Source organism: Pseudomonas sp. CYM-20-01 (assembly GCF_023169845.1).
GTDB lineage: Bacteria > Pseudomonadota > Gammaproteobacteria > Pseudomonadales > Pseudomonadaceae > Aquipseudomonas > Aquipseudomonas azotoformans.
In genome coordinates this window covers 987,814-1,002,330 of sequence record NZ_AP025169.1, presented here as the reverse complement: position 1 = coordinate 1,002,330, position 14,517 = coordinate 987,814, and the positions used below count along the sequence as shown (strand labels likewise).

Here is a 14,517-nt window from a genome sequence, read left to right as displayed (position 1 = left end):
TTCTATCACATACCCAAATTTTTAAAGAACGATCTAATCAAAGACTAGAAATCAACATTCATCACCGTCTTGGTGGAATGCTCATTTCTAAGCTTTCAAAACTTTCAGAAGCAGTAGTGGTGGAGCCAAACGGGATCGAACCGTTGACCTCCTGCGTGCAAGGCAGGCGCTCTCCCAGCTGAGCTATGGCCCCGTATTTCTACAGGCGTTTCCCACACAAAATTGGTGGGTCTGGGCAGATTCGAACTGCCGACCTCACCCTTATCAGGGGTGCGCTCTAACCAACTGAGCTACAGACCCAATTTCGGGCTGCTTCTTATCGTCTTCTTCAATGAATCAAGCAATTCGTGTGGGAACTTATGGAGCAGCTGATGTCGTCGATTAAGGAGGTGATCCAGCCGCAGGTTCCCCTACGGCTACCTTGTTACGACTTCACCCCAGTCATGAATCACACCGTGGTAACCGTCCTCCCGAAGGTTAGACTAGCTACTTCTGGTGCAACCCACTCCCATGGTGTGACGGGCGGTGTGTACAAGGCCCGGGAACGTATTCACCGCGACATTCTGATTCGCGATTACTAGCGATTCCGACTTCACGCAGTCGAGTTGCAGACTGCGATCCGGACTACGATCGGTTTTATGGGATTAGCTCCACCTCGCGGCTTGGCAACCCTCTGTACCGACCATTGTAGCACGTGTGTAGCCCAGGCCGTAAGGGCCATGATGACTTGACGTCATCCCCACCTTCCTCCGGTTTGTCACCGGCAGTCTCCTTAGAGTGCCCACCATTACGTGCTGGTAACTAAGGACAAGGGTTGCGCTCGTTACGGGACTTAACCCAACATCTCACGACACGAGCTGACGACAGCCATGCAGCACCTGTCTCAATGTTCCCGAAGGCACCAATCTATCTCTAGAAAGTTCATTGGATGTCAAGGCCTGGTAAGGTTCTTCGCGTTGCTTCGAATTAAACCACATGCTCCACCGCTTGTGCGGGCCCCCGTCAATTCATTTGAGTTTTAACCTTGCGGCCGTACTCCCCAGGCGGTCAACTTAATGCGTTAGCTGCGCCACTAAAAGCTCAAGGCTTCCAACGGCTAGTTGACATCGTTTACGGCGTGGACTACCAGGGTATCTAATCCTGTTTGCTCCCCACGCTTTCGCACCTCAGTGTCAGTATTAGTCCAGGTGGTCGCCTTCGCCACTGGTGTTCCTTCCTATATCTACGCATTTCACCGCTACACAGGAAATTCCACCACCCTCTACCATACTCTAGTCAGTCAGTTTTGAATGCAGTTCCCAGGTTGAGCCCGGGGATTTCACATCCAACTTAACAAACCACCTACGCGCGCTTTACGCCCAGTAATTCCGATTAACGCTTGCACCCTCTGTATTACCGCGGCTGCTGGCACAGAGTTAGCCGGTGCTTATTCTGTCGGTAACGTCAAAACAATCACGTATTAGGTAACTGCCCTTCCTCCCAACTTAAAGTGCTTTACAATCCGAAGACCTTCTTCACACACGCGGCATGGCTGGATCAGGCTTTCGCCCATTGTCCAATATTCCCCACTGCTGCCTCCCGTAGGAGTCTGGACCGTGTCTCAGTTCCAGTGTGACTGATCATCCTCTCAGACCAGTTACGGATCGTCGCCTTGGTGAGCCATTACCTCACCAACTAGCTAATCCGACCTAGGCTCATCTGATAGCGCAAGGCCCGAAGGTCCCCTGCTTTCTCCCGTAGGACGTATGCGGTATTAGCGTTCGTTTCCGAACGTTATCCCCCACTACCAGGCAGATTCCTAGGCATTACTCACCCGTCCGCCGCTCTCAAGAGAAGCAAGCTTCTCTCTACCGCTCGACTTGCATGTGTTAGGCCTGCCGCCAGCGTTCAATCTGAGCCATGATCAAACTCTTCAGTTCAAACATCTTTGGGTTTTTAAGAAACCCTAAACTTGGCTCAGCAATCGTTGGTTACATCTTTGATTTCTCGCGGAGTAACTTGTGATGCTGATAATCTTGTTGACTATCAGTCTGACTCCACAAGCACCCACACGAATTGCTTGATTCAGTTGTTAAAGAGCGGTTGGTTAAGATCTTTCGTCTCAACCGAGGCGCGCATTCTACAGCAGCCTCATTTGCTGTCAAGTGATTATTTTCAGAAGTTTTCGAAGATTTCTTCAACAACTTCAACCACTTGCGCCTCCGATCTCTCGTTAGCGGGAGGCGAATTCTACAGCGTTACACGCTGCTGTCAACACCTCTTTTTCTCCGCTTTCGACCGAGAGGATCGAAACGTTAATAGAGCCAGACAACACTGCTCTACCAACTCCTTCTGGGCTTCGATGAACTGAAGCAAGTCGCTGTCGAATTCTGCGTAACTCTTTGTTTACCAAGGAGTTTTCCGTTTCGACTGCGCCGGAAGTGGGGCGAATTATAGACTTCCAGAATCTGCCGTCAACACCTTTTTTCATATTTCTGTCACATGGGTCAAAAAAGCCCCAGAAACGCGAAAGCCGGCCCCAAGGGGCCGGCTTTCAGCACTGCTTACAAGCTAGGGAAAGCAAATTGCGAGGCTTCATGGCTGGCCCGTTGCGGCCAGCGCTGGGTAATCGCCTTGCGACGAGTATAGAAACGCACCCCATCCGGCCCGTAGGCATGCAGGTCGCCAAACAGCGAGCGCTTCCAGCCACCAAAGCTGTGATATGCCACCGGCACCGGCAATGGAACGTTCACCCCCACCATACCCACTTCAATCTCGTCACAGAACAGACGCGCCGCTTCACCGTCACGGGTGAAGATACACGTACCGTTACCGTATTCATGATCGTTGATCAGTTGCATGGCCGCTTCCAGGCTATCCACCCTTACAACACATAGCACCGGCCCAAAGATCTCCTCTTTGTAGATACGCATTTCAGGCGTCACATGATCAAACAGACTACCGCCCAGGAAGAAACCTTCTTCATGGCCCGCAACACTCAGCCCACGCCCATCAACCACCAACTTGGCGCCCGCTGAGACACCGTCTTCTATATAGCCACTGACTTTATCCCGCGCCTGACCGGTCACCAGCGGCCCCATATCCAGGCCACAAGAAGTCCCCGCCCCAATCTTCAGCGCCTTGACCTGCGGCACCAGCTTGGCGATCAACGCATCCGCCACCTGGTCGCCCACGCACACCGCCACCGAGATCGCCATGCAACGCTCGCCGCAGGAACCGTATGCCGCCCCCATCAGAGCGCTGACGGCGTTATCCAGATCTGCATCCGGCATCAGCACCGCGTGGTTCTTCGCCCCACCCAATGCCTGTACGCGCTTGCCACGCTTGGTCGCTTCGGAATAGATGTACTCGGCAATCGGCGTCGAACCCACGAAACTCAGCGCTTTCACTTCCGGCGCCTCGATCAGCGCATCCACCGCGCCCTTGTCGCCGTGCACCACGCTGAGCACGCCTTTGGGCAACCCGGCTTCCTGCAGCAGTTGTGCAATCAGCAATGTCGAGCTCGGATCACGCTCCGATGGTTTCAGGATGAAACAGTTACCGCAAACGATCGCCAGCGGGTACATCCACAGCGGCACCATCGCCGGGAAGTTGAACGGTGTAATACCGGCCACCACGCCCAGCGGCTGGAAATCTGACCAGGCATCAATGTTCGGTCCTACGTTACGGCTGTACTCACCCTTCAGAATCTCCGGTGCAGAGCACGCATACTCGACGTTCTCGATACCGCGCTTCAATTCACCGGCGGCATCTTCCAGCGTCTTGCCATGCTCTTCGCTGATCAATTGCGAGATACGCGCTTCGTTCTGTTCCAGCAATTGCTTGAAACGAAACATCACCTGCGCACGCTTGGCTGGCGGAGTATTACGCCAGGCCGGGAACGCTGCCTTGGCGGAGTCGATCGCCTGTTGGATGGTTTCACGGCTGGCCAACGGCACTTGATGAATCACCTGGCCGGTCGACGGGTTGTACACGTCAGCACTACGGCCGGAATCATTGACCAACTCACCGTTGATCAAATGCTGGATAAGGCTCATGCGGGGCTCCTGAAAAAGTTGTTCTATATAGAAGGAGAAATCAGTCGATCTTGTTCAGCACTTCGCCGACCGCATCGAACAGGCGATCCAGGTCCTGCGGCTTGCTATTGAAGGTTGGCCCGAACTGCAGCGTGTCACCGCCAAAGCGCACGTAGAAACCGGCTTTCCACAAGGCCATGCCAGCCTCGAATGGACGCACGATGGCATCACCGTCACGCGGGGCAATCTGGATCGCGCCGGCCAGGCCGTAGTTGCGGATGTCGATCACGTTCTTGCTGCCCTTCAAGCCATGCAGCGCGTTCTCAAAGTGCGGGGCAACCTCAGCGACGCTCTGCACCAGGTTTTCCTTCTGCAACAGGTCCAATGCCGCCAGGCCAGCCGCGCAGGCCACCGGGTGCGCCGAGTAGGTGTAGCCGTGGGGGAATTCCACCGCGTACTCCGGCGTCGCCTGATTCATGAATGTCTGGTAGATCTCGCTGCTGGCAATCACCGCGCCCATCGGGATCGCGCCGTTGGTGACTTGCTTGGCGATGCACATCAGGTCCGGGGTCACGCCGAAGCTGTCGGCACCGAACATCGAGCCGGTACGGCCGAAACCGGTGATCACTTCATCGAACACCAGCAGGATATTGTGCTGATCACAGATCTCACGCAGACGCTTGAGGTAACCCTGTGGCGGCACCAGCACACCCGCGGAGCCGGCCATTGGCTCGACAAATACTGCGGCGATGTTCGACGCATCGTGCAATTCGATCAGCTTGAGCAGTTCGTCTGCCAGCGCAATACCGCCCTGCTCCGGCATGCCACGGGAGAAGGCATTGCTCGCCAGCAAGGTGTGCGGCAAATGGTCAACGTCCATCAAGCCCTGGCCAAACAGCTTACGGTTGCCGTTGACGCCACCCAGGCTGGTACCGGCAATGTTCACACCGTGATAGCCACGGGCGCGGCCAATCATCTTGGTCTTGGTGGCCTGGCCCTTCAGGCGCCAGTACGCACGCACCATCTTCACCGCCGTATCGGCGCACTCGGAGCCAGAGTCGGTGAAGAACACATGGTTCAGGTTGCCTGGGGTCAGGTCGGTGATCTTTTCCGCCAATTGGAAGGACAATGGATGACCGTATTGGAAGCCCGGCGAGTAGTCCAGAGTCCCCAGTTGTTTGGCGACTGCTTCCTGAATCTCCTTGCGCGTATGCCCGGCACCACAGGTCCACAGGCCCGACAACGAGTCATACACCTTGCGGCCTTTGTCATCGGTCAACCAGCTTCCTTCGGCGGCCACGATCAGCCGCGGGTCGCGCTGGAAGTTACGGTTGGCGGTGTACGGCATCCAGTGCGCGTCCAACTTCAATTGGCTGGCCAGGGACGATGGGGCGTTTTCGGGCATGTTCATCAGCAAAACCTCGCAGGGCAAAAGGCAGCGTCGGGATTGAAAAGCGTTGTTGCAGCTAAATTGCCACGACGATAAAGTCGGTGAAATTCAACTCTTCTAACCTTCAGTCAGGCCTTCACTAAACTATGAGCAGCCGTCGACCCGATCCCCTGGCCCAAGTCAGCGACTTCGATATCCGCCTGCTGCGCATCTTTCGCAGCGTGGTGGAGTGCGGCGGCTTTTCAGCGGCGGAAACCGTGCTGGGCATCGGGCGCTCGGCGATCAGCCAGCAAATGAGCGACCTGGAGCAACGCCTTGGATTAAGACTGTGCCAACGCGGCCGCGCCGGTTTTTCCCTGACCGAAGAGGGTCGCGAGGTCTACCAGTCGGCCCTGCAACTGCTAAGTGCCCTGGAAAGCTTTCGCACCGAGGTCAATGGCCTGCACCAGCACTTGCGCGGCGAGCTGATCATCGGCCTTACCGATAATCTGGTCACCCTGCCCCACATGCGCATCACCCACGCACTTGCGCAGCTGAAGGAGCGCGGGCCGGACGTGCAGATCCAGATCCGTATGATCGCCCCCAACGAAGTCGAACAAGGCGTACTCGACGGTCGCCTGCATGTCGGCGTAGTCCCCCAGGCCAGCGCCCTGTCAGGGTTGGAATACCAGCCGCTGTACAGCGAACGCTCACTGCTCTACTGCGCAGTCGGCCACCCCTTGTTCTACGCCGACAACAAGCAACTCGACGATGCACGCATCGATGCCCAGGACGCCATCGCTCCGACCTTCCGCCTGCCCGCCGAGATCCAGGCCCATTACCAGGCGCTCAACTGCACGGCCAGCGCCTCCGACCGCGAAGGCATGGCGTTCCTGATCCTCACCGGCCGCTACATCGGCTACCTGCCCGACCACTACGCGAGCCTGTGGGTACAACAAGGCCGACTGCGTGCGCTGAAACCGGCTACGCGTTTTTACGATTTAAGCCTCGCATCGGTCACGCGCAAAGGCCGGCGCCCCCATTTGGTGCTGGAAAGCTTCCTGGAAAGCCTCGCAGCAACCCGCTAACTCGGCCTCGCAGCTAAAAGCTGAGCAGTTGGACAGCTTTTTGCAACAACCCAGGGACATAGACCTTGAGTTTGCCCGCCATGCCACCAGAAGCGTCCAACAGCAGCGATCTTATCTACGGCCTCAACGACCGCCCGAAACCCGCGCCGGCCTTTCTCGCCGCACTGCAACATGTACTCGCTGCATTTGTCGGCATCATCACTCCACCGCTGATCATCGGCTCCACCCTGGGCCTCACCGCCCATTTGCCTTACCTGATCAGCATGGCGTTGATGGTCTCCGGTGTCGGCACCTTCATTCAGGCGCGCAGGCCATTTGGTATCGGTGCCGGGATGATCTGCCTGCAAGGCACCAGCTTCGCGTTTCTGGGCGCAGTGTTGTCGGCGGGCTTTCTGGTGAAACAACGCGGCGGCAGCCCGGAAGACATCATGGCGATGATCTTCGGCGTGTGCTTTTTCGGCGCCGTGGTACAGATCGTGTTGAGCCGGTTTATCGGGCAACTGCGCCGGGTGATCACGCCCCTGGTGACCGGAATTGTCATCACCCTGATCGGCATCAGCTTGATCAAGGTCGGTATCACTGACCTTGGAGGCGGCTTCAACGCACCCGACTTCGGCGCACCCACCAACCTCGCGCTGGGTCTGTTCGTGGTGCTGACGATCATTCTACTCAACCGTTCGAACACAGCCTGGGTGCGCCTCTCGGCCATCATTATCGGCCTCGCGCTCGGCAGCCTGGCTGCGTGGTTCAGCGGCAAGCTCGTGCCTCAAGCCTTGCCCGACCTGCCGCTGGTCAGCCTGCCGATCCCGTTCCGCTTTGGTTTCAACTTCGAATGGAGCGCCTTCCTGCCGATCGCGCTGATTTATCTGATCAGCAGCATTGAAACCGTCGGCGACCTCACCGCCAACTGCATGATCGCCCGCCAACCTATCAGTGGCCCTTCTTATATAAGCCGACTCAAGGGCGGCGTACTCGGTGATGGCGTGAGCTGCATGATCGCCGCCACCTTCAGCGCCTTCCCCAACACGACCTTCGCGCAGAACAACGGCGTGATCCAACTCACTGGCGTGGCCAGCCGTTACGTTGGCCTGTACATCGGCGTGGTGCTGTTTTGTCTCGGTTTGTTTCCACTGATTGGCGCAGTACTGCAGCAAATCCCCAAGCCGGTATTGGGCGGCGCGACGCTGGTGATGTTCGGCAGTGTCGCCGCTGCGGGCGTACGCATCCTCGCCCAGGCGCCGCTGGACCGGCGCAGCATGCTGATCATCGCCACTTCGTTTGGCGTCGGCCTGGGCATCGCCGCCCAGCCGAACCTGCTGCATCAGATGCCGACGCTCATACAAAACCTGTTTGACTCCGCCATCACCAGCGGCGGGCTGACGGCCATCGTATTGTGCTTACTGCTGCCGGAAAGCAAGGCCCTCAACGCTGCCGCAAACAAAGCGCCGGAAAGCGACAGCCTGGAACCGCTTTGACGGTTTTATTGCATCAGGACTTGTCTGAGGCTTGAGGGTGGGTTATCTGTGCACACGTCGTCTCAATCGATCAGCACGGAAACCTCCATGAGCCTCGAAGTTCCTGCCCACAGCACCCACGCCGGTAAGCCCGCCAGCCGCATTCGGCAAAAGAACGAACAAGCGATTCTGCAGGCAGCTGAAGACGAGTTCGCGCGCCATGGCTACAAAGGCACCAGCATGAACACCATTGCGGCCAGTGCCGGGCTGCCCAAGGCCAACTTGCACTACTACTTCACCAACAAGCTTGGCCTGTATATCGCTGTGCTCAGCAATATCCTCGAACTGTGGGACAGCACCTTCAACACGCTGACCGCCGAGGATGACCCGGCGGTGGCGCTCACCCGTTACATCCGTACCAAGATGGAGTTCTCGCGGCGCCAGCCGCAGGCTTCGCGAATCTTCGCCATGGAGATCATCAGTGGCGGCGAATGCCTCACCGAATATTTCAGCCAGGACTACCGCGCCTGGTTCAGCGGCCGGGCAGCCGTGTTCCAGGCCTGGATCGACGCCGGCAAGATGGACCCGATAGACCCGGTGCACCTGATCTTCCTGCTGTGGGGCAGCACTCAGCACTATGCCGACTTCGCCACCCAGATCTGCCGCGTCACCGGTCGCACCAAGCTGACCAAGCAGGACATGGAAGACGCCGGCACCAACCTGATCCATATCATCCTCAAGGGCTGTGGCATCAAGCCCGTCCATTAAACGAAGCGACTTATGCCTTTCACGCTCACCGGCCTTTGCGAGTTTCGCGAAGAAATACGCAAAAGCCGCTTTATCACCCTCGCCGCACCGATCACCAGCCCGCAAGACGCCCAGGCGTTTTTCGAGCAACACAGCGACTTGAACGCCACGCACAATTGCTGGGCCTGGAAACTGGCCGATCAATACCGCAGCAACGACGATGGCGAACCCGGCGGCACCGCCGGGCGGCCGATCCTGGCGGCCATCGAGGCACAGGGTTTTGATCAGGTGGCGGTGCTGGTGATTCGCTGGTACGGCGGCATCCAGTTGGGCACCGGCGGCCTCGCCCGGGCCTACGGCGGTGGCGCGAATAAGTGCCTGCAAACGGCCGACCGCATCGAACTGATCAGCCGTGTCCCCTTGAGTTGCGCCTGTGGCTTCGCCGAACTGAACCTGGTGAAATTGCGTGTGGCTGAGCTGGGTGGACTGGTGGTCGAAGAAACCTTCACCGCCAACGGCGTCGAGCTGCAACTGGCCTTGGGCGAAGCAGATATCGACACCCTGCAAATTCAACTCGCCGACCTCAGCCGTGGGCGTATCCTGCTACAACGTTGAACTCCGTGAACCGCGACGCTAAAGGAAGCTTTTCATGTCTACGCCAAAAACCGCACTGATCGTCGGCGCCTCCCGCGGCCTGGGCCTTGGCCTGGTCAAGCAACTGCTTCAGGACGGCTGGGACGTGACCGCCACCGTGCGTGACCCGAGCAAGGCCGATGCGCTGAAAGCCGTTGGGCCGGTGCAGATCGAGAAACTCGACATGGACGATCAGCAAGCCGTGATCGCCCTGAGCCAACGCCTCAAGGCCCGCACCTTCGACCTGCTGTTCGTCAATGCCGGCGTCAAGGGCCCCGCCAACCAGGAGCCGGGCCACGCCACCCTGGCCGAAGTCGGCCAACTGTTTTTCACCAATGCCGTAGCGCCAATCAACCTGGCCCAGCGTTTCGTCGGGCAGATCCGCAAGGACACTGGCGTGCTGGCGTTCATGAGTTCGGTGCTGGGCAGCGTGACCATCCCCGACGGCTCGGACCTGGCGCTATACAAAGCCAGCAAGGCGGCACTCAACTCCATGACCAACAGCTTCATCACTCAGTTGGGTGATCACAAGCTGACCGTATTGTCGCTGCATCCGGGCTGGGTGAAGACTGACATGGGCGGCGAAAACGCACACATCGATGTCGACACCAGCGTGCGCGGCCTGGTCGACCAGGTGAACGCCTACACCGGCAAAGGTGGTCATCACTTCATCGACTACAAAGGCGACACCATCGCCTGGTAAGCGGTGCGGGATTGTTATCGACCGATTGCCGTCGATAACGATCCGCGCGTAGACTGCCCCCTCGCCTTCACCGGCGACCCTGGATCAGCAGACAGGGCAACACTGAGCTGGCAAACCTGAACCCATCATTCAGAGGAGCCGGCCAATGCCTGCGACCCGTATCTGGTTAAAAAAACCCCTCGCGATTTTCACCGCCAATGGCCTCGATGCCCGTGGCGGCCTGGTGCTGCAAGACGGTGTGATCACCGAAGTCCTGGCCCAGGGCCAAGAACCCGCGCTGCCCTGCGCGCAGGTGTTCGACGCCCGTGAACATGTGGTCCTGCCCGGGCTGATCAACACCCACCATCATTTCTATCAAACCCTGACCCGCGCCTGGGCGCCGGTGGTCAATCAGCCCTTGTTTCCCTGGTTGAAGACCCTGTACCCGGTCTGGGCACGGCTCACCCCGGAAAAACTCGCACTGGCCAGTAAAGTTGCATTGGCCGAACTGTTGCTATCGGGCTGCACCACGGCGGCAGACCACCACTACCTGTTCCCCGAGGGCCTGGAAAACGCCATCGACGTGCAAGTGCAAAGCGTACGCGAACTGGGCATGCGCGCCATGCTCACCCGTGGTTCCATGAGCCTGGGCGAGGCTGACGGCGGCCTGCCGCCGCAACAGACCGTGCAGCAAGGCCAGGTCATCCTCGAAGACAGCCAGCGCCTGATCCGCGCATACCACGAGCGCGGCGACGGCGCGCAGATCCAGATCGCCCTGGCGCCCTGCTCGCCGTTTTCCGTCACCCCGCAAATCATGGAAGCCAGCGCTGAACTGGCCAATCGCCTGGATGTACGCCTGCACACCCACCTGGCGGAAACCCTCGACGAGGAAGACTTCTGCCTGCAACGTTTCGGCCTGCGCACCGTGGATTACCTGGACAGCGTCGGCTGGCTCGGTCCGCGCACCTGGCTGGCCCATGGCATTCACTTCAACCCGGATGAAATCGCGCGCCTGGGCGCCGCCGGCACCGGCATCTGCCATTGCCCAAGCTCGAACATGCGCCTGGCCTCCGGCATCTGCCCGACCCTGGACCTGCTCGCTGCGGGCGCGCCTATCGGCCTGGGCGTGGACGGCTCAGCCTCCAACGATGCGTCGAACATGATCCTCGAAGCCCGCCAGGCCCTGTACATCCAGCGGCTGCGTTATGGTGCAGAAAAAATCACCCCGGAAGGTGTGCTGGGTTGGGCGACCAAGGGTTCGGCGCAGTTGCTAGGGCGTACGGATATCGGTGAGTTGGCCGTAGGCAAGCAGGCCGATCTGGCGCTGTTCAAGCTGGATGAGCTGCGCTTTTCCGGCAGCCACGATCCGATTTCGGCGTTGCTGTTGTGCGGCGCCGACCGTGCGGACCGGGTAATGATCGGCGGCAAATGGCGCGTGATCGACGGCCAGGTCGAAGGCCTGGACCTCAAGGGCCTGATCGCCGATCACACCCAGGCGGCGCACCAGTTGATCGCTGGCTGATTACAACCCCAGCAGCGACAGCATGATAAAGGTCGCAAACAGCACGAAATGGGTCATCCCTTCGATGGCGTTGGTTTCGCCATCGTTGAGGTTGATCGCGCTGACAATCAGCGTGATAAACACCATCACCGTTTGCACCGGCGTCATTGCCATCTGGAACGGCTGCCCGGTGTAGAGCGCCATCGCCTCCATCACCGGCACCGTCAGGATCACCGTCGACAGCGAAGCACCCAGCGCGATATTCACCACCGATTGCATGCGGTTCGCCAACGCAGCACGTAACGCGGTCAGAATCTCCGGTGCCGCCGAAATAGCCGCGACCACGATCGCCGTGATCACCGGCGGCGCGCCTGTACCTTCCAGGCCCAGGTCCAAAGTCTTGGACATCACCTCGGCCAATGCGCCGATCACAATCACCCCAAACACCAGGGTGCCGATGGAAAACGCCAGGTTGACCGGCGGCGCCTCCTGCTCTTCCGGCAGTTTCTTGCGGCGTTTTTCCGGGTAGCTGTAACTGAAGAAATAACTGTGCGGCCCCACCTGCATGCGCAGGAACAGGGTGTACAACACCACCATCGCGCCGATGGTGAAGGCTGAGTAAATTTTCCAGTCGGCTTCGGGGATAAATTCCGGCACCACCATCGACACACCCATGGCGGTGAGGATCATCACGCTATAGGTGCGTGCCGAATCGTCGTTGTAAGACTGTTCACCATGCTTGATGCCGCCCATCAGCGCGGCCAGGCCGAGAATCCCGTTGATGTCGAGCATTACCGCCGAATAGATGGTGTCGCGCACCAGCGTGGGCGACGGCTCGTTGCTCATCATGATCGCCAGGATCACCACTTCCACCAGCACGGCGGCGAGGGTGAGGATCATGGTGCCGTAGGGGTCACCGACCTTTTCCGCAAGTTGTTCGGCGTGATGGGCCACGCGCATCGACGCCACCACGATAAAGCCGATCAGCGCCACGCCGGCCAACAGCGCCGTGATTTGCCCGCTATTGAGCATCCAGTGCTCCAGCGGGTAGGCGGCGATGGCGGCAATCAGCGCCAGCAGCATGAATTTTTCTTGCTTGAGGGATGTGAGCATTCCGGGCCTTTTAGTACGGCAAATCAGTCATTGATGGGGTACAGACTGCGCCAAGCCGCTAACGTTTCGTTACACCTTAGTTCACAAGGCCCTTGCGCGAATGCAACGAAAACAATCCTGCTGGTCAGGTTTTGCCAATTATTTCAGCCATGGCCTGTAGAATGCCGCCATTGCACCTGATGAGAATTTAGAAAATGTACGATTGGCTCAACGCCCTGCCCAAGGCTGAACTGCACCTGCACCTGGAAGGCTCGCTGGAGCCGGAGCTGCTGTTCGCCCTGGCCGAGCGCAACAAGATTGCGCTGCCATGGAACGACGTCGAAACCCTGCGCAAGGCCTACGCCTTCAACAACCTGCAGGAATTCCTCGACCTGTATTACAAGGGCGCCGACGTGCTGCGCACTTCCCAGGATTTCTACGACCTGACCTGGGCCTACCTGCTGCGCTGCAAAGCGCAGAATGTGATCCACACCGAACCCTTCTTCGACCCGCAAACCCACACCGACCGTGGCATACCCTTCGAAGTCGTGCTCAACGGTATCGCTGCGGCGCTGAAAGATGGCGAGCAGCAACTGGGCATCACCAGCGGCTTGATCCTCAGCTTCCTGCGCCACCTGAGCGAAGCCGAAGCCGAAAAAACCCTCGACCAGGCCCTGCCGTTCCGCGACGCGTTCGTCGCCGTGGGCCTGGACAGCTCGGAGATGGGTCACCCGCCAAGCAAATTCCAGCGTGTGTTCGACCGTGCCCGCCACGAAGGCTTCCTCACCGTCGCCCACGCCGGTGAAGAAGGCCCGCCGGAGTACATCTGGGAAGCCATCGACCTGCTGAAAATCCAGCGTATCGACCATGGCGTACGCGCCATCGAAGACGAGCGCCTGATGCAGCGCATCATCGACGAGCAGATCCCACTGACCGTGTGCCCGCTGTCCAACACCAAGCTGTGCGTGTTCGACGACATGGCCCAGCACAACATCCTCGACATGCTCGAACGTGGTGTGAAGGTGACCGTGAACTCGGATGACCCGGCGTACTTCGGCGGTTATGTCACCGAGAACTTCCACGCGTTGTACACCTCACTGGGCATGACCCAGGACCAGGCCAAACGCCTGGCGCAAAACAGCCTGGATGCGCGACTGGTAAAACCGTAACCCAGTAGGAGCCGGCTTGCTGGCTCCTACATGGTCAGCTCCTTGGTGGCACGGCCAATCGGGTGATTTCCTGTCGCCCGATGGCATGAACCTGCAAGGCCTGGGACTCATTGATCACGCTGATCCAGTTCGACTGCAAAAACAGTTGCAACAACCCCGTCCCCAACGCACCACCCAGGTGCGGCTGCTGCTGGCTCCAGTCAAAGCAGCTGCACACCAGCGGCGATGCCAATGCCTGGGTAAAAATCCCCAGTTTTGCCAAGCGCTTCGCGCCCTTCACCGTGACATCGGTACGCTGTTCGTAGCGCTCGATCCAGCCTGCTTCCAGCAGATGTTGATATAACTGCGCCCCCAACTCGCCACCAAGGTGCCCATGGCACAAACGGGCATGACGTAACGACGGCGGAGCAAGCAGGGTCGGCGGCAAAGCATCCGGCGCGCTGCGCGCTGCGCAGGCCATGGTGGTCCTGGCCAGGGCATCGATGGCGGCACTGACATCCGGCGCCGCCACGCGAAACAGGCGCTTGCCACGCCTGGCTTCCACACGCAGCAAACCGCCTGCGGTCAGTCGCGCCAAATGCGCATGGGCGGAGGTCGCGGACAACCCGGCGAGCGTCGCCAGTTCTACCGGCGACTTGGCTGAACCGTCCATCAAGGCCCACAGCATGGCGGTTCGTTTAGGCTCGGCAAGCAAGCTGGCGATCTGACTGATGCAAGGTGCTGCTTCCATCTTTTCACTCCCTGTTGGCTTATTTTTCTACTGATG

The 14,517-nt window shown here is 58.8% G+C and carries 11 protein-coding genes, 2 tRNA genes and 1 rRNA gene; 7 read left to right on the top strand and 7 right to left on the bottom strand.

The genetic code is table 11. The annotated features are described in order from the left end of the window. Nucleotides 1-117: 117 nt before the first annotated feature. The 5 genes from M2497_RS04300 to M2497_RS04280 all read right to left on the bottom strand — a co-directional run bounded on the left by M2497_RS04300 (nt 118) and on the right by M2497_RS04280 (nt 5,427). Nucleotides 118-193: transfer RNA gene (locus tag M2497_RS04300), tRNA-Ala, on the bottom strand. A 30-nt stretch (nt 194-223) separates the two neighbouring features. Then, a tRNA-Ile gene (locus M2497_RS04295) sits at nt 224-300 on the bottom strand. 82 nt (nt 301-382) lie between these two features. After that, nucleotides 383-1,919, bottom strand: a 16S ribosomal RNA gene (locus M2497_RS04290). 624 nt (nt 1,920-2,543) lie between these two features. Next, entirely contained in the window at nt 2,544-4,037 is a 1,494-nt protein-coding gene (locus tag M2497_RS04285) for a CoA-acylating methylmalonate-semialdehyde dehydrogenase (RefSeq protein WP_106577755.1), read from the bottom strand. A gap of 40 nt (nt 4,038-4,077) precedes the next feature. Further along, complete coding sequence (locus M2497_RS04280) at nt 4,078-5,427, bottom strand: aspartate aminotransferase family protein (protein ID WP_065900385.1); 1,350 nt, start codon at nt 5,425-5,427, stop codon at nt 4,078-4,080. Nucleotides 5,428-5,552: 125 nt separating this feature from the next. Here M2497_RS04280 and M2497_RS04275 point away from each other — a divergent pair, with 125 nt between their 5' ends. From M2497_RS04275 to M2497_RS04250, 6 genes are all read left to right on the top strand, one after another. Next, nucleotides 5,553-6,473, top strand: coding sequence for a LysR family transcriptional regulator (locus M2497_RS04275; RefSeq protein WP_038845836.1), 921 nt, complete (start codon nt 5,553-5,555; stop codon nt 6,471-6,473). 80 nt (nt 6,474-6,553) lie between these two features. Beyond that, on the top strand, nt 6,554-7,948 hold the full coding sequence (locus M2497_RS04270) for a nucleobase:cation symporter-2 family protein (RefSeq protein WP_248488167.1): 1,395 nt from the start codon (nt 6,554-6,556) through the stop codon (nt 7,946-7,948). 87 nt (nt 7,949-8,035) lie between these two features. Further along, nucleotides 8,036-8,695, top strand: a complete 660-nt coding sequence (locus tag M2497_RS04265; protein WP_092250056.1) for a TetR/AcrR family transcriptional regulator — start codon at nt 8,036-8,038, stop codon at nt 8,693-8,695. 12 nt (nt 8,696-8,707) lie between these two features. Continuing rightward, nucleotides 8,708-9,289, top strand: coding sequence for a YigZ family protein (locus tag M2497_RS04260; RefSeq protein WP_248485958.1), 582 nt, complete (start codon nt 8,708-8,710; stop codon nt 9,287-9,289). A 34-nt stretch (nt 9,290-9,323) separates the two neighbouring features. After that, nucleotides 9,324-10,010 (top strand): SDR family oxidoreductase, encoded by a 687-nt coding sequence (locus M2497_RS04255; protein WP_248485957.1) that lies wholly within the window; start codon nt 9,324-9,326, stop codon nt 10,008-10,010. A gap of 145 nt (nt 10,011-10,155) precedes the next feature. Then, nucleotides 10,156-11,511 carry an 8-oxoguanine deaminase gene (locus M2497_RS04250; RefSeq protein ID WP_248485956.1) on the top strand — a complete coding sequence of 452 codons (1,356 nt, stop codon included), beginning with the start codon at nt 10,156-10,158 and terminating at the stop codon, nt 11,509-11,511. Here the strand turns inward: M2497_RS04250 and M2497_RS04245 are convergent, their stop codons facing one another. Then, on the bottom strand, nt 11,512-12,603 hold the full coding sequence (locus tag M2497_RS04245; protein ID WP_058423626.1) for a calcium:proton antiporter: 1,092 nt from the start codon (nt 12,601-12,603) through the stop codon (nt 11,512-11,514). It abuts the gene before it with no gap. Nucleotides 12,604-12,797: 194 nt separating this feature from the next. On the opposite strand from M2497_RS04245, the gene M2497_RS04240 reads away from it, so the two are divergent. Further along, nucleotides 12,798-13,751 (top strand): adenosine deaminase, encoded by a 954-nt coding sequence (locus M2497_RS04240; RefSeq protein ID WP_027607950.1) that lies wholly within the window; start codon nt 12,798-12,800, stop codon nt 13,749-13,751. Nucleotides 13,752-13,785: 34 nt separating this feature from the next. On the opposite strand, the gene M2497_RS04235 is transcribed toward M2497_RS04240, so the two are convergent. Beyond that, nucleotides 13,786-14,481, bottom strand: a complete 696-nt coding sequence (locus M2497_RS04235; protein WP_248485955.1) for a helix-turn-helix transcriptional regulator — start codon at nt 14,479-14,481, stop codon at nt 13,786-13,788. Nucleotides 14,482-14,517: the final 36 nt, after the last annotated feature.